Annotated in this window: 17 protein-coding genes; 1 reads left to right on the plus strand and 16 read right to left on the minus strand. The window is 54.1% G+C overall.

The window, feature by feature from the left end:
* Positions 1–14: 14 nt before the first annotated feature.
* The 16 genes from plsX to gmk form a co-directional block, all read right to left on the minus strand.
* On the minus strand, positions 15–1,046 hold the full coding sequence (gene plsX, locus ACI31J_RS03385) for a phosphate acyltransferase PlsX (RefSeq protein ID WP_439773036.1): 1,032 nt from the start codon (positions 1,044–1,046) through the stop codon (positions 15–17).
* 12 nt (positions 1,047–1,058) lie between these two features.
* On the minus strand, positions 1,059–3,095 hold the full coding sequence (recG, locus tag ACI31J_RS03390; protein WP_439773037.1) for an ATP-dependent DNA helicase RecG: 2,037 nt from the start codon (positions 3,093–3,095) through the stop codon (positions 1,059–1,061).
* A gap of 88 nt (positions 3,096–3,183) precedes the next feature.
* Positions 3,184–4,878 carry a DAK2 domain-containing protein gene (locus tag ACI31J_RS03395; RefSeq protein ID WP_439773038.1) on the minus strand — a complete coding sequence of 565 codons (1,695 nt, stop codon included), beginning with the start codon at positions 4,876–4,878 and terminating at the stop codon, positions 3,184–3,186.
* 22 nt (positions 4,879–4,900) lie between these two features.
* Positions 4,901–5,263, minus strand: coding sequence for an Asp23/Gls24 family envelope stress response protein (locus tag ACI31J_RS03400; protein WP_057806156.1), 363 nt, complete (start codon positions 5,261–5,263; stop codon positions 4,901–4,903).
* 189 nt (positions 5,264–5,452) lie between these two features.
* Entirely contained in the window at positions 5,453–5,638 is a 186-nt protein-coding gene (gene rpmB, locus ACI31J_RS03405; RefSeq protein ID WP_003713527.1) for a 50S ribosomal protein L28, read from the minus strand.
* Positions 5,639–5,799: 161 nt separating this feature from the next.
* Complete coding sequence (locus ACI31J_RS03410; protein ID WP_439773039.1) at positions 5,800–6,444, minus strand: thiamine diphosphokinase; 645 nt, start codon at positions 6,442–6,444, stop codon at positions 5,800–5,802.
* Between the two features lie 114 nt (positions 6,445–6,558).
* Positions 6,559–7,212 carry a ribulose-phosphate 3-epimerase gene (gene rpe, locus ACI31J_RS03415; RefSeq protein ID WP_439773040.1) on the minus strand — a complete coding sequence of 218 codons (654 nt, stop codon included), beginning with the start codon at positions 7,210–7,212 and terminating at the stop codon, positions 6,559–6,561.
* 12 nt (positions 7,213–7,224) lie between these two features.
* A complete protein-coding gene (gene rsgA, locus ACI31J_RS03420) occupies positions 7,225–8,100 on the minus strand; it encodes a ribosome small subunit-dependent GTPase A (RefSeq protein WP_439773041.1) in 876 nt (291 codons plus the stop codon).
* Positions 8,101–8,116: 16 nt separating this feature from the next.
* Positions 8,117–10,036 carry a Stk1 family PASTA domain-containing Ser/Thr kinase gene (gene pknB / locus ACI31J_RS03425; RefSeq protein ID WP_439773042.1) on the minus strand — a complete coding sequence of 640 codons (1,920 nt, stop codon included), beginning with the start codon at positions 10,034–10,036 and terminating at the stop codon, positions 8,117–8,119.
* Between the two features lie 2 nt (positions 10,037–10,038).
* Positions 10,039–10,779, minus strand: a complete 741-nt coding sequence (locus tag ACI31J_RS03430; RefSeq protein WP_439773043.1) for a Stp1/IreP family PP2C-type Ser/Thr phosphatase — start codon at positions 10,777–10,779, stop codon at positions 10,039–10,041.
* 15 nt (positions 10,780–10,794) lie between these two features.
* Entirely contained in the window at positions 10,795–12,129 is a 1,335-nt protein-coding gene (gene rsmB, locus ACI31J_RS03435; RefSeq protein ID WP_439773044.1) for a 16S rRNA (cytosine(967)-C(5))-methyltransferase RsmB, read from the minus strand.
* Positions 12,122–13,075 carry a methionyl-tRNA formyltransferase gene (gene fmt, locus ACI31J_RS03440; protein ID WP_439773045.1) on the minus strand — a complete coding sequence of 318 codons (954 nt, stop codon included), beginning with the start codon at positions 13,073–13,075 and terminating at the stop codon, positions 12,122–12,124. Before fmt ends, rsmB begins: the two co-directional genes overlap by 8 nt.
* A 17-nt stretch (positions 13,076–13,092) precedes the next feature.
* On the minus strand, positions 13,093–15,516 hold the full coding sequence (gene priA / locus ACI31J_RS03445) for a primosomal protein N' (protein WP_439773046.1): 2,424 nt from the start codon (positions 15,514–15,516) through the stop codon (positions 13,093–13,095).
* 9 nt (positions 15,517–15,525) lie between these two features.
* Positions 15,526–16,722 carry a bifunctional phosphopantothenoylcysteine decarboxylase/phosphopantothenate--cysteine ligase CoaBC gene (gene coaBC, locus ACI31J_RS03450; protein ID WP_439773047.1) on the minus strand — a complete coding sequence of 399 codons (1,197 nt, stop codon included), beginning with the start codon at positions 16,720–16,722 and terminating at the stop codon, positions 15,526–15,528.
* A gap of 116 nt (positions 16,723–16,838) precedes the next feature.
* Positions 16,839–17,057 carry a DNA-directed RNA polymerase subunit omega gene (gene rpoZ / locus ACI31J_RS03455; RefSeq protein WP_439773048.1) on the minus strand — a complete coding sequence of 73 codons (219 nt, stop codon included), beginning with the start codon at positions 17,055–17,057 and terminating at the stop codon, positions 16,839–16,841.
* The gene (gene gmk / locus ACI31J_RS03460) at positions 17,054–17,674 is read right to left on the minus strand and encodes a guanylate kinase (RefSeq protein ID WP_439773049.1); all 621 of its coding nucleotides are present in this window, start codon (positions 17,672–17,674) and stop codon (positions 17,054–17,056) included. The genes rpoZ and gmk overlap by 4 nt, the downstream gene beginning before the upstream one ends.
* Positions 17,675–17,841: 167 nt before the next feature.
* Here gmk and ACI31J_RS03465 point away from each other — a divergent pair, with 167 nt between their 5' ends.
* Entirely contained in the window at positions 17,842–18,174 is a 333-nt protein-coding gene (locus ACI31J_RS03465; RefSeq protein WP_439773050.1) for a hypothetical protein, read from the plus strand.
* Positions 18,175–18,425 lie beyond the last annotated feature (251 nt).

Genomic DNA, 18,425 nt, shown 5'->3' on the forward strand with positions numbered 1-18,425 from the left:
AATACCTTCTTATTCTATTCGCTTTTCACTGACTTGTCCACTTCTGGATTGTCGGTGAAGAAGTCAACGGTCTTTTCAATCAGCTGAGCCTTCAGCATGGTGCGGATCTGACCGATAGTATTCTTAATGGCCAGGGCATCCGAGGCCCCATGAGTCTTGACGACTGGCGCCTTCAAGCCGAGCAGGACGGCCCCGCCATAGGTCGAGGTGCTCATTGTCTCACCAATTCGGTGGAAGACCGGCTTAAGCAGGAGGTACCCCAGCTTAGCCCGTAGGCCGCCGTTCATGATTCCGTGTCGGATCAGAGTCAGCATCATCTTGGCCGTCCCCTCGGTGGCCTTCAAGGCAGCATTGGCAGTCCAGCCATCGCTAACCACCACGTCGGCCTTGCCGTAAAGCAGGTCGCCGGATTCGATATTGCCGATGAAGTTGAGGTCGTCTTGGGCGTTCAACTGTTGCCAAACGGCCTTGTGGAGGGTGTCCCCCTTATCCTCTTCGGCCCCGTTGTTCAACAGGCCGATCCGTGGGTTGGCAACGCCCAGAACGCTCTCGGAATAGAACTTGCCCAGGTAGGCGTACTGGACCAAGTTCTTCTCCTTGCTCTCGGCATTAGCCCCAGTATCCAGGTAGACAAAGCTGTGGCGGCTGGCGCCCGGCTTGGCAATCGGCAGAACACTGGTCAATCCCGGCCGGTCAATCCCCTTGATCCGGCCAACAATGAAGATTCCGGCAGCCAGCACCGCTCCAGTGTTGCCGGCAGAGAAGAAGGCGTCGGCCTCTCCCTTCTTGACGGCGGTAGCGGCCTTCACGATTGAGGAGTCCTTCTTGCGCCGAATTGCCCGGACCGGTTCCTCCCCCATCGTGATGTCGTCCGTGGTAGGGATGATATTCAAGCGCTGGTCATTTTTGATCAGTGGCTTAATCACGTCAAGGTTGCCGTAAAGGTCAAATTCCAGGTCAGGGTACAGGTCACGGGCCTGTTCAACCCCTTCAACAATTACCTTTGGGGCGTTGTCGCCACCCATCGCATCAACTGCAATTTTCATATGAATCGCTCCTTAATCGAAATGTGTTTCTAATTGGTACCGCTGCAAGTACAGGACCAGCGGCTGGTTATCATCAATCATATCCCAATGCGGGGTCTTTAATAATTGCTCGGCATCGTTGCGGGCAATCTGCAGGATCTTCAGGTCGCCCACCGGATCCCCGATTTTGAAGTCAGGTAGCCCAGACTGCTTGCGACCGAGGACATCTCCTGATCCTCGAAGTTCCAGGTCGCGCTGAGCCACCTTGAAACCGTCGTTGGTCTCAACCATCGTCTTCATCCGGGCCTTCCCCTCGTCCGTCTTGGGGTCCGCCAGCAGAAGACAGTAGCTCTGCCGGTCACCACGGCCGACCCGACCTCTCAACTGGTGAAGCTGGGCCAGGCCGAAACGGTCAGCATTGTAGACAATCATCACGGTAGCATTCGGGTTATCAACCCCCACCTCGATGACGGTGGTTGAGACCAGGACCTGGGTTTCGCCCTGCTGAAAGGCGTGCATCACCTGGTCCTTCTCATCGGCGGTCATCCGGCCATGAAGGAGGCCAACCTGGTAGTCGGGGGCGAAGTAGGATGCCAATTGCTGGTAGAGGTCTGTGGCGTTTTGAACGTCCAAGGATTCCGATTCCTCGATCAGGGGGCTGACCACGTAGGCCTGGGCCCCCGCCGCAAGTTGATCGCGCAGGAAGTGCAGAGCTTCATTTTGCTGGTCGACCTTAAACCACTCGGTCTTGATCGGCTTTCGGCCCGCAGGCAGTTCATTGATGATCGAGACGTCCATTTCACCATAGGTCGTGATCGCCAGGGTCCGCGGGATCGGAGTGGCCGTCATGGCCAGGATGTCCGGATGATCTCCCTTCTCGCGCAAGCGCTGCCGCTGGTTGACCCCGAAACGGTGCTGTTCATCGGTGATAGCCAGGCCGAGGTTGGCGTATTCAACGTCATCCTGGATCAGGGCATGTGTTCCGATGATCAGGTTGATGTCCCCACGCTTGATGGCCTCCCGCAGCTGGCGATGCTGCTTACCCGTCAGCGACCCGGTCAACAGGCCGATGTGCACATGAGTTCCGGCAAAGGTCTTGGCCAGCTTTTCGGCATGCTGGGCCGCCAGAATCTCGGTCGGGGCCATCAGGGCTGCCTGGTAGCCGGCCGTAATGGCGGCATAGATAGCAATGGCCGCCACGATCGTCTTCCCAGAACCGACATCCCCCTGGAGGAGACGGTTCATCTGGTAAGGCCGGCGCAGGTCGGCACAGATCTCGTTGACCACCCGCTTCTGGGCATTGGTTAGTTCAAAGCCGATCTGGGAGATAAACTCCTTGACCTCGTCGTTATGGTAAAGGATCTGCAACCCGTCCTGCTTGCGCTGGGCCTGGCGAATTGCCTGGAGCCGCAGCTGGAAGAGAAAAAACTCCTCGTAGGTGGCGGTCCGCCGGGCGGCTTTAGCCTGGGCGGCGTCGGTCGGGAAGTGCAGTTCCTTAATCATTTGCCGGCGATCCAGGAGGCGGTAACGCTGACGAATGGTTGCCGGCAACAGGGTTGGAATCACCTTCTGGTACTCCAAAAAGGCCTGGTGAATCAACCCCCGCAACATCGCTTGTTTGACGTGCTTATTCACGGAATAGACGGCCCCGAAGTCATTGTTCTCCTGGGGGGCAGAATCAAGCAGGCGGTTAGCGGTCACCTGCTGGCGGCGGGCATCCCACTTCCCCATCACGGTGACCGTCTTGTTGATGGCCAGCTTCTTCTCCAGGTAGGGCTGGTTAAAGAAGGTCACCATCACGACGTTGTTGCCGACCTGCAAGCGAAAGCTGAGCCGGTTGCGGCGGTAACCAAACCGGGTCAGAAGAGGCTCGGATACCACTTTGCCGACCAGGGTGACCTTTTGCTTATCCTTGGCCGATTCGATGTCGGCGGGCGTCAGATCGTTGTAACGGGTGGGGTAGTAGGTCAGAAGGTCACCCACGGTATCGATTCCCAGGGTTGCCAGATCGGCAGCCCGCTTGGCCCCGACCCCTTTTAGCTTCGTCACTGGATCTTGTAAGCTCTGCATCTTGTTCGCCTTCCCTTCCCCCAGTTTAGTAAAGAGGCCATGACAAAGCGGTCTTCGTCACGGCCCCGTAAGTTAATCATGTTGCGGTTTATTCAACTGAAATCAAATATGGGTAAACTGGTTGACCACCATCGTAGATCTGAACGTCTAGTTCGTCATCAACATCCAAGATGGCAGCTTTGATGTCCTCGGCCGTTGCGGTATCACCATCGGCCCCGACAAGGATCGTGACCACTTCACTGTCCTCATCCAGCATCTGTTTAACCATCTTGATGGCGGTCTCCTTCAGGTCTGGGGTCGCCTCGACGATCTTGCCATCGACAATCCCCAAGAAGTCGTCCTTTTGGATCTCCATGCCATCGATCTTCGTATCCCGAATAGCGTGGGTAACCTCACCGCTGGCAACCATGGTCATGTTTTCTTCCATGTTGGCCTGGTTTTCTTCCAGAGAGGCTTCCTCGTTGTATTCCAGCATGGCGCTCATGGCCTGGGCAATCGTCTTGGTGTGGACGACCTTCGTCGGAATATCGGCCACTTCAGCTGCCTGGTCAGCCGTCATGAAGATGTTGCCGTTGTCTGGCAGAACCAGGGCCTGCTTGGCACCACTTTGGTTGATGGCTTCCGTGATGTCTTGCGTACTTGGGTTCATAGTCTGACCGCCACTGATGATATGGGTAACGCCCAGGCTCTTCAAGAGCTTAGCAATCCCGTCACCAGAAGCCACGGCAATCACGGCCGTCTCCGGTGCCGGAGCCGCTTGTTCAGCCTTTTCCACCGGGCTGGCGGACTCTTCTTCGTCATGTTCCATGATCTCTTCTTGCTGCCAAACCATGTTGTGAATTTCGATGGTCTGCAGGTCACCGAACTGCTGGCCCCAGGTCAAAACTTCACCGGGGTGTTCGGTGTGGACGTGCACCCGGACGACCTGGTCATCGTTTAAGACCAAAAGACTGTCCCCCATCTCAGCCAGGTGGTTGTAGAAGGTGTCGTAGTCAAACTTCTTAGTGACCTGCTTCCCCTTGCCAAGCCGAACCAGCATCTGAGTACAGTAGGTGTACTTGATGTCCTTCGGATCCAGCTTGCCTTGAACGCTCTGGTGGTCCATGGCATTGACCATCTCGTCAACTTCAGCATTATCCGGCTTGTAGTCGGCACTCTTGTCGACCCGGCCGCTCAACGCCTCATCAAAGGCCTGGAGTACAAAGACCAGTCCCTGACCACCGGAGTCAACCACGCCGACTTCCTTTAAGACTGGCAGGAGGTCCGGCGTCTTCTTCAACGCTACTTCACTGGCTTCGTAGATGGCGTGCATAATCTCCGTCAGGTCAGTAGTCTCTTTGACCTTGTTGAGTCCCTCTTGGGCAGACTCACGAACCACGGTCAGGATGGTCCCTTCCGTTGGCTTCATGACCGCCTTGTAGGCCGTCTTGGCACCGTTAGCGTAGGCATCGACGAAGGCCTGAGCATCCAATTTTTCTAAACCGTCCGTAGCCTTAGCAAAGCCCCGGAAGATCTGTGACAGGATCACGCCGGAGTTCCCCCGGGCACCCATCAATAAGCCCTTGGCCAGGGCCGCACTGAGGTCACCGACCGCGGTGCTGTTTTCAGCCCGTTCGTACTTTGTACCACTGGCCATGGACGAGGCCATGTTCGTCCCGGTATCACCATCAGGAACCGGAAAAACATTCAAAGAGTTAATGAATTCGGCATTCTTATTGAGCTTGTCGGCGGCCGCTTGGACCATCTTGCCAAATTCAAGATTCGTAATTTCTGTGACAGCCAATTAACTTTCCTCCCGTATCCAACTAGTCTTCCATTGAACGAACACCCTGGACACAGACGTTAACGGCGTCTGCCGTGATGCCGAGCATTGATTCTAGATTATACTTTACCTTGGACTGGACGCTCTTAGAAACCTCAGAGATCTTCGTCCCGTAGCTTACGATAATGTTGACCTCAACGGTGATTCCATTATCTTGTTGCCGGATAACAACTCCCTTGCTGAAATTTTCACGTCGCAAAATTTGGTTAACGCCATCGCGTAACGGCTTCCGACTTGCCATTCCAACAACACCATAGTTATCAGTGGCGGCACCGCCAACAACTGATGAGATCACATCGTTATCGATGTCAATCGTGCCCGCCTTGGTTTTAATCTTTACTGCCATTATTATGGCCTCCTTTTGAAATCGTCAGCACTGCTTAGCGCTACTTTAAACTCACTAAATTAAAGCTAACACCATCTTACCATAGCACGTCAAGTGAGAAAAGTAACCCCCATTTTATATTAGTTAATGGGGTTTATCAATTAGATAAAAAATAAGCCGTCCAAAATGGACGACATCATTTTTGTTTAATTAAACCCGAGTCACTTTACCGGACTTCAGTGTACGTGCTGAAACGTAAACCTTCTTTGGCTTGCCGTTAACCAGAATGGTTACCTTTTGCAAGTTTGGCTTCCAGCTGCGACGACTTGAGTTAAGGGCGTGAGAACGCTTGTTACCAAAGCGCGTCCGTTTACCGTTGATAAAATCTTTAGCCATTGGTGGTACCCTCCTCTTCTCATCTTTATTTCGTTTACGCAAATAGTTGCGATGTAACTCACCTAATTAATTTACCATAGCCGCCCGGTCAGTGCAAGGTTTTTCTTTCAAGTATTTTTCCTTGACACTTATCAAGCGGCCAGTGCTCCTGCAAATTCAGCCTAATCTCGCGACCAGACCACGGCGACAACTCCCTCATCAAAGGAAAAGTGGTTCACGGAACTGGTGAAGCGATTGCTCGACCAGGAAAAGGGGATGGTACTCGACCAGTTGACCAGCGGGTACTTCTCATCGGGCAAGGTCAACCCCCGCACCGGCGTCAGCGTGACGAAGGCCAGGTAATCAAAGTCCGGCTGGCGGTGAATGGAATACGTCCCCGGCAGGAAGTAGCGGATGATGTTGCACCGGTCAACCAGCTGGATTTTGGCCAGGTAGGGCAGAAAGTCATCCTGCATGGGCAGGTAGAGGTTGGCCAACTCCTGGTCCAAGCGGCCGCCCGTGGCCCCCCAGATGGTGATCTGGTCGGGCTGGAACTTCTTGATGGCAGTCATGATCCCGAGCTGGGTATCGGTAAAGTCCTTGGCCGGGGGATAGGTTTCGATATCTTGCAACTGCTCTTTTAGGCGGGTGAATTCTGCCGGTGCCGTGGAATCAAAATCCCCAATCGCAACGACCGGCTTGATCCCCCAGTCCAGCAGGAGGGTGGCCCCGTGATCAACCCCGATCCAGGTCTCAGTTTGGTGTTGTCTGACTGCATCCGCGGGAATTTGTTCCCGGGGGCCGCCGACCATTACATTTACACGCATCGCAATTTTCCTCTTTTCAAACGAAGGTAGACGAATGGGGTTCACCATTCAGTCAGGACTGAACACCGAACCCCATTCAGTTATGACCAGCATACGCGCCGATCAATGTTTTTATTACTTGGTTGCTTCACGCATTGCTTCGATCCGTTCTGCCGGGTCATCAGCGTTAAAGACGTAGGAACCAGCAACGGCAACAGTGGCACCAGCCTTGTAGCAGTCGACAACGGTCTTGTTGTTGACCCCACCATCGACTTCAATGTCAAAGTTGTAGCCCTTTTCCTGCTTAATCGCATTCAGTTGGGCGATCTTGTCAACGGTCTCTGGCAGGAACTTTTGACCACCGAAACCAGGGTTGACAGTCATTACCAGTACTTGGTCAACCATGTGCAGAACTGGTTCGATCATTGCAACCGGCGTACCAGGGTTGATAACGACTTCAGCTTTAACCCCGCCGTTCTTGATGATTTGCAGAGCACGGTGGATGTGTTGGGTAGCTTCAACTTGGACCCCGATGATGTCGGCACCGGCGTCAATGAACATTGGCAGGATGTGTTCTGGGTTTTCGACCATCAGGTGAACGTCCAGGACCATCTTGGTGATTGGACGGATGGCCTTTACGAAGCCTGGTCCGTAAGAAATACTTGGCACAAACGTACCGTCCATGACATCGATGTGCAGGTATTCGGCACCGGCCTTGTCAACCTTTTCGATGTCCTTTTGCAGATTTACGTAGTCGGCACTCAAAATTGATGGTGCTACTTTAATCATTCTAAAACTCCCTCATTTCTTGTAGTTTGGTTTCTGGTTGGCGATCAACTCATGGAACTGCAGATAATCGTCATACCGGCTCTTCATGATTATACCATTCTCGACGGCCTCTTTCACTGCACAATGCGGTTCTTTGATGTGCAGGCAGCCGCGAAACTTACACTGGGGAGCCAACCGGCGCATCTCAGGGAACAGGCCTGGCAGGTCCTCCACCGTCATATCAAAGGTTTCATAGGAAGAGAAACCCGGTGTGTCAGCAATCAGAGCCCCGTTAACGTCCAGGAGGCTCACCTTTCGGGTGGTATGCCGCCCCCGTTTTAAGGCCTGGGAAATCTCGCCCGTTGCCAGTTCCAGATCCGGTGCCAGGTGGTTAAGCAAAGTCGACTTCCCAGCCCCGGTTTGGCCCATCATGGTCACGATCTTGCCAGTCAAGTGGTCTTGCAACCGAGCCAATTGTTCCTTGGCGAATGGTTGCTGGGCGCAGAAGACGTGGTAACCAGCTTCTCGGTAGCCAGCCGCCGTTTGGCTGATCTGGTCATATTCCTCCTGATCCAAAAGGTCGGTCTTCGAGAAGTAGATCAAGGGGGTGATCCCCTGCCGCTCTAAGGCAATCAGCTGACGGTCCAGGAGGTTGGGTGAGAAGACCGGCTGGGTAGCGGCCGTCACAACTACCGCCGCATCGACGTTGGCCACCGGAGGCCGCACCAGGGAGTTTTCCCGGGGCAAGACCTTCAATAGGTAGCCGTCCTCAAATTCGACGTGGTCGCCGACGATCGGCTTGATCTTCTTCTTACGGAAGTTTCCCCGCCCCCGGGTTCGAAAGATCTCGCCATCGGCAATGACGTCATAAAAACCGCTCAATGATTGTTGAATTGTTCCTGTCTTCAAGTTACGCCTCACTCTCTTATCCTGTGATGTTCGTTGCACTCATGATCGTTCGACCATTGCGAACGACCCGGTAAGCCCCCATCTGGCCGTTCTTCAGGGTAAACGGCACGTTGATGGTGGTTTCCTGGTTAATGGTAATGTCCTGGTACTCCATCGTCATGTTGTGGTTAGCATCCCGAATGTAGACCTGGACCCGGTTTTCCCGCTGGCCGCCATTGCTGTCAAACGGGATATTGATCTGAATATTAGTTGTCTTAGTCTGATTACCAGAGTTGGCAATCGTGACCGTCAGGGTGTCACCATGGTTTAAGCTCATCCCCGCCTTAGGGGTCTGGCTAATCACATGGTTGGTGGCCACCGTCTTCGACTTCTTCTGCTGGGTGGTCAGCTGTAGGTTGTGCTTATTGGCAAACTGCTGAACAACGCTGACATCCTGGTTGGTGAAGTCCGGAATCTTGATATTCTGCTTACCGGCGCTTACCTCAAAGTCAATGATACTCTTGCGGGGCTTGACGATTGTCCCCTGGCGATAATTCTGCTTCATGATCGTTCCGGCATCAACCGTATCGGAATATACCATCCGGCGGTGAACCCGGAAGCCCTTTTGCCGGAGCATCTTAGCTGTCTCATCGTAGTCTCTGCCAACGTAGTGCCCCATCTTCAGCTGCTTCACCCCAGTGCTGACCTTCAAGTTAACGCTGCTGTTAACCCGGGTCTTGGCACTTGGCCCCGGTTTCATGCTGATGATATGGTTCTTGGATACGTTCTGGTCATGTACCCGGGTAATGCTGCCAACCCGCAGTGACTGCTCTCTCAGCTGGCGCTCAGCCTGGAGCGGTGTTTGTCCCTCAACGTCGGGAACAATCACTTGGCGTAAGAGGAACCACCATGTGCAGCCAGCAGCAATTGCTACCACTACTAAGATGACTACCAGCATCACCTGATGACGGTAGCGTTGCCAGCGACTTGGCTGCTTTTTGGCCGGTTCTTTGGCCGGAGAAGTCGCTTGCCCCCGGGAAGACTCCTTCTTGTAGTGCGGCAGCTTGTTTAAGGGCAGGACCTTGGTTTCCCCATTATCATCGTGCTTGATTACCAGCCGCGGTTCCTTGGCCCTGGACGGATCCAGGGACGTCTTCAGGTCGTCTGCCATCTGCTTGGCGTTTTCGTAACGGTCCAGCGGATCCTTGGCCGTCGCCCGGATCACCACGTTCTCCAGCGGCTGAGGAATGTGGGGATTAATCGAGCGGACCGACGGAATCTCCTCACGAAAGTGTTTGATGGCAATTGAGACGGCATTCTCGCCCTCAAACGGTACCTTCCCGGTCAGCAACTCATACAAGATGATCCCCAGTGAGTAAATATCCGACTTCTTGGTCGCAATGCTTCCCCGGGCCTGTTCAGGCGAAAGGTAGTGAACTGAGCCCATCAAAGTATTAGTCTGGGTCAATGAATTTTGGGAAACCGCAACGGCAATCCCAAAATCCGTAATTTTTATATTTTTATTTTCATCGATTAAGATATTCTGCGGCTTGAGGTCCCGGTGAATAATCCCATGAGCGTGGGCCGCCTCGACCGCGGACAGGACCTGTTCCATGATGTCAATTACCTGGGGCAGAGCAATGGGATAGTGATCCTTGATGTATGCTTTCAGGTCGGTCCCCTGAACATACTGCATCACCATATACTGGAGCCCATTCTCCTCGCCGGTGTCAAAGATGCCGACAATGTGCGGATCATTCAACTTGGTAGCAGACATCGCCTCACGCCGGAAGCGCCGCTTGGTGTTGGGGTCATCGCGCAGGTCGAGCCGCAGCACTTTAACCGAAACTTGCCGATCCAAGACGGTATCGTAGGCCAGGTAAACATTCGCCATGCCCCCTTCGCCAAGGGGACGAATAATCTTATACCGATGACCAATCATGTCTCCAGGATTCATAATCAACCCTCCTGGTCATCATTTATTCCAATTAAGACCGTGATATTATCCGGGCCGCCCGCCGAATTAGCCATGTCGACCAGCTGGGCACACTTGGCCTTCAGCGAAATCGGCTGCCGGAGGACCTCCACCATGTTCCGTTTGCTAACGGTCTTAAAGAGGCCATCAGAGCACATTAGAAGCTGGTCGCCCGGATTGAAGTCAAAACGATTAACCTCGATCTGAGCGTCTTTAGAAATTCCAATTGCCCGAGTGATTATATTGCTCTGTGGAAGCTCTAGGGCTTCTTCCTCGGTAATATCACCGCTGATTACCAGTTCGTTTACCAAGGAATGGTCAATCGTGACCTGGGTCAGTGTACTGCGGTGCAACAAATATCCCCGGCTGTCACCAATATTGGCCACCACCAGCGTCTTCTTGAAGATAATGGCGGCTACCATGGTAGTCCCCATCCCCTGGTAGGTAATCTTTTCTTTTGATTTTTCCAAAATTTGATCATTAACGATCTGGACTTCCCGGGCAAACCACCGGATCGCTTCCAGCGGATCGGCCGGGCTATCCATCTTGAAGTGATGACCGAGCCGTTTAATGGTCATTTCAGCAGCCACGTCCCCGCTCTGGTTTCCGCCAATACCATCGGCAATCATTACTAAGTGATTACCGTTCTTATCAATATATTGGGCAACCCGGTCCTGGTTCTGCGATCGCTGGCGGCCGATATCAGTTTGATAGGCAACTTTCATTATTTGAATTCCCTTCTACATAACCCGCTTCAGACTGCTGATGAAGAAGCCATCGGAAGAAAAATCAGATGGCAGAATCGTCAGTGTCGCGGTAGTTCGATCATCCTTGACGTGCCGTGTCGTGGGTGTCTTGACCAATTCGAATTCGGGGTGGTCGGCCAAGAAATCCTGGACCGTACCGTCATTCTCCTGGTGCAAGATTGTGCACGTACTGTACGTAATTATACCGCCTTTTTTCACCTTTGGTGCGACCGCGTTTAAAATTGCTAGCTGAATTTTGTGAAGTTGTTCACTGTCGCCAGGTTGCTTGCTGTAGCGGATCTCCGGCTTGCGACGCAGGAGGCCGATCCCACTGCACGGGGCATCGACCAGGACCTTGTCAAAGCTTTCGTCAGCAAATTCCTCGTCAACCCGCCGAGCATCCAAGGTGTGGGTCACCACCCGGTCAGCAACGTGGAGACGCCGCGCATTCTTTTCAATTAGGCGGGTCTTGTGCTGGTGAATATCAAGGGCATCCACCTGACCACCCTGGAGCTGGGCGGCAATCTGAACCGTCTTGCCCCCGGGCGCTGCACAGGCGTCCAGCACCCGGTCGCCGGGCTGGACCTGCATGCTGTCAACCGCCAACATGGCGCTCTCATCTTGAATGGTGATAGCTCCCTGGTCAAAGAGGTCGCTGGAAAGGACCTCGCCCTTGGTGATCACCAGGGCATCCGGTGCGATCTCACTCGGTCGGTACTCAATCTCCTGAGCATTAAGGACTGCTTTTACGTCCGCCAGCGTGGTGACGGCCGGGTTGACCCGGATCACCACGTGCGCCGGCTGGTTAATCGCCGTCAAAATCTCTTCAGCAGTAGTCATTTTGTATTGATCGACGAAGGCCTTCACCAACCATTGGGGGACACTCTGCTGAACCGCCAGACGCTCAATCGGATCGGCAATCCCATCGAGGTCCGCCAGTCCCTGCCGCAGGATGGCGTGCAGGACCCCGGTCACGAACTTGCGGGTCCCAGGATTTCCCCATTGCTTAGCGAGCTCGATGCTCTCGTTGGTAACCGCCCAGTCGGGAACCCGGTCCAGGTAGTGGTACTGGTAGATCGACATCCACAACAGCGTTTCTACCCAGGAATCCAACTTGCGGTGCACAAAGGGGTGCAGCCAATATTCAAGCGTTAGCCGATGCTGGAGAACCCCGTAGACGATGTTGGTGGTCAGGCGCCGGTCGCTATCCTTCAGACTGGACCGCTGGAGGAGCTGGTCAAGCTCGATATTTGAATAGGCCCCTTGGCGAATCCGCTCCAGGGCGGTCAGCGCAACCGATCGGGCCGTCGTTTGTGTCTTCTTAGTCATCGGTTACTGCTTGAACTCCTTCCGTAAGTTGCTGGTGACCATTCAAGTAGGCGGTGATATCCATGGCCTGCTTACCGGCCGGCTTCAGCTTGTTGATCTGGTAGGTCGTACCCTCACCAGCGGCCAAGACCAGCTGGTGCTTGGTGGCACGGACCACCTGACCGGCTGGCAGCGTGGTCTTTTCGTCCAGCGGAGTAACGTCGTAGATCTTGGTCCGGAGGCCGTCGATGATCATGTTGCCGAGCGGTGCCGGACGCAGACCCCGCACCTTGTTATCAATCTGAGTAGCAGTCATCCGATAGTCAATTCGCTCCTGTTCACTGGAGATGTTTGGCGAGAAGACCACCTTATCCGGATCCTGGGCCACGGGGTGGACATTGCCGCTGATCAGGTCAGGAAGGGTCTTCAGCAAAAGATCGCGGCCGAGGATGCTAAGTTTGTCAAACATCGTCCCGGTGTCGTCGTTTTTCTCGATCGGGATGGCTTCCTGGGCAATCACGTCCCCAGCATCCATCTTCTTGACCATGTACATGATGGAGATTCCCGTCTCCTTGTCGCCGTTGATGACCGCGTACTGGATTGGGGCCCCGCCACGGTACTTTGGCAACAGGGAGCCGTGAACATTAATGGCCGCGATCTTAGCCGCGTTCAATAACTTGGTTGGTAAAAACTGCCCATAGGCTGCCGTGATCATCAGATCGGGGTTGAGCTCAATAATCCGGTCCATCTCAGGGCTCTTGCTCAACTTAGCCGGTTGCAGAACCTCAATTCCGTACTTCTGGGCCAACTGTTTGACGGGCGAGGCGGTCAGGACGTGCTTGCGCCCAATCCGGTGGTCCGGCTGGGTGAGGACTGCCTTGACATCATACTCTGGCTGGTCGATCAGACTCTGCAGAATCGGCACGGCAAACTGGGGGGTTCCCATAAAAACAATTGATGTTGACATATCGTTCTTCCTTTCGTTTACATAAAGTATTGCGGGTCCGGGTCAATACTGACCTGAACATCCTTGAATTCCTTTTCCTGCGTCTCCTGGAGGATCTCCTGGAGCAGGTCATGCAGGTGCGGATCATTTTTATACTTAATAACAATCTGGTAGTAGTAGCGACGCTTCATCCGCGCAATTGCCCGCGGAGTCGGTCCCAAGATGATGGTCGATGGCGCCAGGCCCCGAACCAGCTGCTGGTGGATCGTGGTCATCGCCGCCGCCGCTTTGGCCTCTTCGGGGTGGCTGGCCATCAGCCGAACCGTGTAGTAATAAGGCGGGTACCCGGCCTGGTGGCGCAGGGCCATCTCATGACGGAAAAAGCGCTCATAGTCGTGGGCCTGGGCGTCTTTGATGGCGTAGTGCTCCGGGTTAAAGGTCTGAATGATCACCTGGCCCTGCTTATTGGCCCGGCCGGCCCGCCCACTCACCTGACTGAGGAGATCAAAGGTGTGCTCGCTGGCCCGAAAGTCTGGCAAGCCCAGTCCGGTATCGGCGTTGAGCACCCCCACCAAGGTAACGTTGGGGAAGTCCAGCCCCTTGGCAATCATCTGGGTGCCGAGCAAGATATCTGCTTGCTGGTGTCCAAACTGACGGAGGAGCTTCTCATGCATCCCCTTGCGTCTGGTGGTGTCGACATCCATTCGAATGATCCGAGCAGCCGGGAGGAGCTGGCGGAGTTCCTGCTCAACCTTTTCCGTTCCCGTCCCGTAATAGCGAATGTGCCGGCTATGGCAATTCGGGCAGACTTGGGGGATGGATTCCTCATGGCCACAGTAATGGCACTTCATCGTCCGCGTATCCATGTGCAGGGTTAGCGAAATGTCACAGTTGGGACACTTCAGGACTTCCCCGCAATCCCGGCACATCATGAACGATGAGAATCCTCGCCGGTTCAGCATTAAGATGCTCTGCTCGCGGCGCTGCAGGCGCAGGTCCAATTCCCGCAAGAGCTTGGTCGAGAAGTTACTCTCTCCCCGGCGCTTAACCTCAGGCCGCATATCGACCACCTCGATTGGTGGCAAGGGCTGCTGGTTCACCCGGTGAGGCAAACGTAATAGCTGGTAGACCCCCTTCAATGCTCGCGCCCGGCTCTCCAGACTCGGGGTGGCGGATCCCAGAACCAGCGGGCAATGGTGGAACCGGCTCCGCCACTTGGCAACTTCGCGGGCGTGGTAGCGCGGCATGTCATCTTGCTTATAGCTGGTTTCATGCTCCTCATCAAGGATGATGACCCCGATGTTTTTTAACGGGGCAAACACCGCCGAACGGGCACCGACCACGACCCGGGCATCCCCGCGGTTAATCCGACGCCATTCATCATAACGTTCCCCGTTGGAGAGTCCGCTGTGCAGGACCGCTACTTTGGAACCGAAACGGCGTCGAACCCTGTTAACAATCTGGGGGGTCAGGGAAATCTCGGGGACTAGCATCAGGGCAGTCTGCCCCTTCGCTAGTGCCCTGGCAATCGTCTGCAGGTAGACCTCGGTCTTGCCGCTGCCGGTGACCCCTTGGAGCAGGAAGATCTGGCTATGCTGGCGATTAATGTCATCGTCGATCGCCTGCACGGCCCGCTGCTGGTCGGGATTCAGGGCCAGGGGAGATTCAAGGTGCCGATCGTCGACTGGCTGGGAATAGGGATTCCGGTATACTTCGACCGGGACCTTCTTCAACCACCCCTTCCTAGCCCCCTCGTTAAACGTGCCCACTTTAAGTTGACTCCGCTGTTCGGCATCCGTCTGCTTGACGGTCCGGCCGATGATGCTTTGCAGGTACGAAATCAGCCGGTTTTGGGCATGGGCATTTGGGTGCAGCGAGGTACGGGCATCTTCCAGCTGCTCAAAGTCCAACAGGGGCGTAATCCCCGTCACCGTCTTGGCACGCGCTCTATCAGTCACCTGGTAATCAATCACCACTTTTTTCTCCCGTTGCAGCTTGAGCAGTTGCTTAACCTTTTCGGGATCAGACTGCAGGTCGGCCAGATCACAGGTGTCCTTGCCGTCGAAGAGGTCGAAATAGGTCTGTTCATCAATCTCGTCGACCACCCGCACAAGACGCCGGCTCTTTGACTTAAGCATATTCGGCAACATGGTATAGAGACAGGAGATCCAAAACGAGTAGGTGCTATCGGCCAGCCACCGGCTCAACTCCAGCAATTCGGCGTCGACCACCGGCTGAAGGTCCATCACCGCAACAATTGGTTTTAGTTCTCCTGAATAATTAGAGTGTTCAGTAAAGCCAACCACGAAGCCCTGGACCTGCCGATGACCATTGCCGAAGGGAACGGCCACCCGCATGCCAACTTGGAGCTGCTTTTCTAACGGTGCTGGCACTAGGTAGGTGTAGGGCTGGTTGGTCTGCATTGTCGGCACATCAACAACAACCTGTGCCAATTGTGGCATCCTATCACCTCACTTTAATTGTTCTTCCAGGCGGGCCACCAGCCGCTGGGCGACCGCCGTTTTAGGAAGGCGCGGCCACTTTTCGGGGTCCAGGCCCTTTTGCAGGATGGTAACCTGGTTATCATCCCGGCCAAAGGCACCCGTAGCTCCCGCAACACTGTTGGCGACGATCATGTCGGCGTGCTTGCTGGCGAGCTTTTCCTGAGCATGGTCCAACAGCTTTTCCGTCTCAGCTGCAAAACCGATCACCAACTGGTCAGGGCGCTTGGCCGCCGCAACGGTCCGTAAGATATCGACCGTCTCCGTCAATTCCAGGGTACGTGGGCCATGATTATGGTTCTTCTTCACCTTCTGCTGGGCAACTTCCACCGGCCGATAATCCGCTACTGCAGCGGCCATCACCAGTGCATCGGCGGGTTCAAAAGCCTCCTGAACTGCCTGCAGCATCTCCTCCGTCGTCAAGGCTGACACCAATGTGATGTTGGGAGCTTGAGGCAGCGCGACACTGACCTGACCAGTAATCAAAGTTACCTGGGCACCCGCCTGAGCAGCGGCCCGGGCGATCTCGATCCCCATCTTTCCAGAAGACCGGTTGCCGATGTAACGAACGGGGTCCAGGGGCTCACGGGTCCCGCCAGCCGTCACGACCACGTGCTTACCTGCCAGCTGGCGATACTGGTTCAGAAAGTCCTGCACCCGGGCCACGATCTGCGGGGGCTCCGGCAGACGGCCATGACCGGTGTAACCCTCTGCCAGGCGGCCGGTAACTGGTTCAATGATGGTCACCCCGTCTTGAGCAAGCTGGGTCAAATTCCGCTGAGTCGCCGGTGCCGCCCACATCTGCCGGTTCATCGCCGGGGCCACCATCTTAGGGGCCGCGGTCGCCAAAAGCGTCGTTGAGGCCGCATCATCGGCGATTCCGTTCGCCATCTTGGCCAGCAGATCAGCCGAGGCCGGCACGACCAGCGCCAGCTCCGTCCAGTCAGCCAGCTCAATGTGCGGAATCGGCTGGTTCGCATCCCCCCAGAGGTCGGTCAGCACCGGATACTTGGTCAGCGCGTTCAGGGTGGCTGGACCAACGAGCTTGGTTGCACTCGTCGTCATCACGACCCGAACCTCATGACCAGCCTTTTGCAGTCCGCGAACTACTTCGACCCCCTTGTAGGCGGCAATGCTTCCCGAGAGGTATACCGTTATTCTTGCCATTGTTTCACCCCATCTAAATTATTCTCAATTGATTATATCATTGAGCACGAAAAAAGAGGACGTTCCACGACCGAAATCGATGTGAAAAGTCCCCTTGTTTGTTTCTAGCTGTGTAATTAGTCCTGCAGGTCTTCGGTGTGGTCAGGATCGATGGTAACCTTGCCAGCTAAGACTTCTTCTAAGGCCTTACCAACCGACTTGCTGGATTCATAATGGTCCAGCAGGGGTGCAGAACCGGTGTCCAGTTCGTGGGCCCGCTTGCTGGCCAGCATTACCAAAGAGTAGCGGGAATCAATCCGCTTTAATAATTCGTCAACTGATGGGTAAAGAATCATTTTTGTGAATCTCCTAACATTTCAAGATAGCGTGGCATTACCCGCGGAACCCGCAAACGTTCGGTACGGATAATGTCCTTGATTTTTTCTACGGCACGGGGCACTTCGTCGTTAACAACCGCGTAATCGTAATTTTGCATCATTTGGATTTCACCAAAGGCCTTTTGGATCCGCTTGTTAATAACTTCCATGCTGTCCGTTCCCCGGTGGATCAGCCGGTGCTTCAACTCATCCAGGTCCGGTGGCGTCAGGAAGATGAAGACCCCATCCGGAACCTTCGACCGCACTTGCATTGCACCGTTGACTTCGATCTCCAGGAAAACGTCCTTGCCGGAATTCAACGTCTCATTAACATATTTTAATGGGGTGCCGTAATAGTTGTCAACATACTTGGCGTATTCAAGCATCCCACCGGTTTGAATCTCGTGTTCAAACTCTTCTTTGGATACAAAGTAATAATCCACCCCGTTTTTTTCGCCCGGCCGCGGCTGGCGGGTCGTCATCGAAACAGAGTATTGAAAATCATTGTCATTTGAATCAAAGATCGCCTTTCTTACGGTCCCCTTACCAACACCGGACGGACCAGAAAGGACAATTAACATTCCACGATTTGCCATTCTATTGCTCCCTGTCAAAATTTAACGTATTAATACTATAATGCACTAAACCCGCCGATAAATCAACCGTTAGCGGTGACTTTTGATCGCCGTTGATTTGTCCTTGCATTTCTGAACAGATGTTCGTATACTATAGACACAAACAAATGTTCGGAGGAATATCAATTATGCAACAAATCAATCAACCAACCCTAATTCAGCGTGCCCCCCAACTCCTCACCCGGACAATTCACCACTTGCTTGACGCAGACCCCGGCTCCATCCCCCAGGTCAAGCTGCTGACCCCGCAGCCGGTCAGCCAGCGCCAGCGTTTCCTTGACCAGGCCATCGACCGGCACTGGTCCGTCTTTTTCCAGCTGATGCCGAAGACAGCGGAAGGCTACCCGGTCAACACCTACGGACAGGTTAAACCCCTGGGTGATCACCGCTACCTCATCCATAGTCGCAAAACAACCTACGTGGTTGACTTCGACCAGATTCGTTACATCGCTAACCTCTAGAATCAATTTTAAGCGCCTAAAGATCCGGCTATCCTAATCAAAAGCCATTTTTTCCTCCTCTGCTTTTCAAAAAAATAAAAGTTTATTGTTGACAATGGCAAATGTGATGACTATTATTGCCAATAACTTTTAGTAAGCAAGGGAGATGAAACCATGTCAGTTCTTAATTACATTACAAGTGAATGTTGTTGTACTCAACAATTCAACCGAACTGATATGGCTTCAGCTGGGTGTCTTTTTGAGTACGCATA

Origin of the sequence: Limosilactobacillus sp. (assembly GCF_051873075.1) — a bacterium.
GTDB lineage: Bacteria > Bacillota > Bacilli > Lactobacillales > Lactobacillaceae > Limosilactobacillus.

Excerpts from the sequence above, each read along its gene's own strand:
- plsX (WP_439773036.1), bottom strand. The coding sequence starts at position 1,046 with ATGAAAATTGCAGTTGATGCGATGGGTGGCGACAACGCCCCAAAGGTA.
- recG (WP_439773037.1), bottom strand. The coding sequence starts at position 3,095 with ATGCAGAGCTTACAAGATCCAGTGACGAAGCTAAAAGGGGTCGGGGCC.
- ACI31J_RS03400 (WP_057806156.1), bottom strand. The coding sequence starts at position 5,263 with ATGGCAGTAAAGATTAAAACCAAGGCGGGCACGATTGACATCGATAAC.
- rpmB (WP_003713527.1), bottom strand. The coding sequence starts at position 5,638 with ATGGCTAAAGATTTTATCAACGGTAAACGGACGCGCTTTGGTAACAAG.
- ACI31J_RS03410 (WP_439773039.1), bottom strand. The coding sequence starts at position 6,444 with ATGCGTGTAAATGTAATGGTCGGCGGCCCCCGGGAACAAATTCCCGCG.
- rpe (WP_439773040.1), bottom strand. The coding sequence starts at position 7,212 with ATGATTAAAGTAGCACCATCAATTTTGAGTGCCGACTACGTAAATCTG.
- pknB (WP_439773042.1), bottom strand. The coding sequence starts at position 10,036 with ATGAATCCTGGAGACATGATTGGTCATCGGTATAAGATTATTCGTCCC.
- ACI31J_RS03430 (WP_439773043.1), bottom strand. The coding sequence starts at position 10,779 with ATGAAAGTTGCCTATCAAACTGATATCGGCCGCCAGCGATCGCAGAAC.
- rsmB (WP_439773044.1), bottom strand. The coding sequence starts at position 12,129 with ATGACTAAGAAGACACAAACGACGGCCCGATCGGTTGCGCTGACCGCC.
- fmt (WP_439773045.1), bottom strand. The coding sequence starts at position 13,075 with ATGTCAACATCAATTGTTTTTATGGGAACCCCCCAGTTTGCCGTGCCG.
- priA (WP_439773046.1), bottom strand. The coding sequence starts at position 15,516 with ATGCCACAATTGGCACAGGTTGTTGTTGATGTGCCGACAATGCAGACC.
- coaBC (WP_439773047.1), bottom strand. The coding sequence starts at position 16,722 with ATGGCAAGAATAACGGTATACCTCTCGGGAAGCATTGCCGCCTACAAG.
- rpoZ (WP_439773048.1), bottom strand. The coding sequence starts at position 17,057 with ATGATTCTTTACCCATCAGTTGACGAATTATTAAAGCGGATTGATTCC.
- gmk (WP_439773049.1), bottom strand. The coding sequence starts at position 17,674 with ATGGCAAATCGTGGAATGTTAATTGTCCTTTCTGGTCCGTCCGGTGTT.
- ACI31J_RS03465 (WP_439773050.1), top strand. The coding sequence starts at position 17,842 with ATGCAACAAATCAATCAACCAACCCTAATTCAGCGTGCCCCCCAACTC.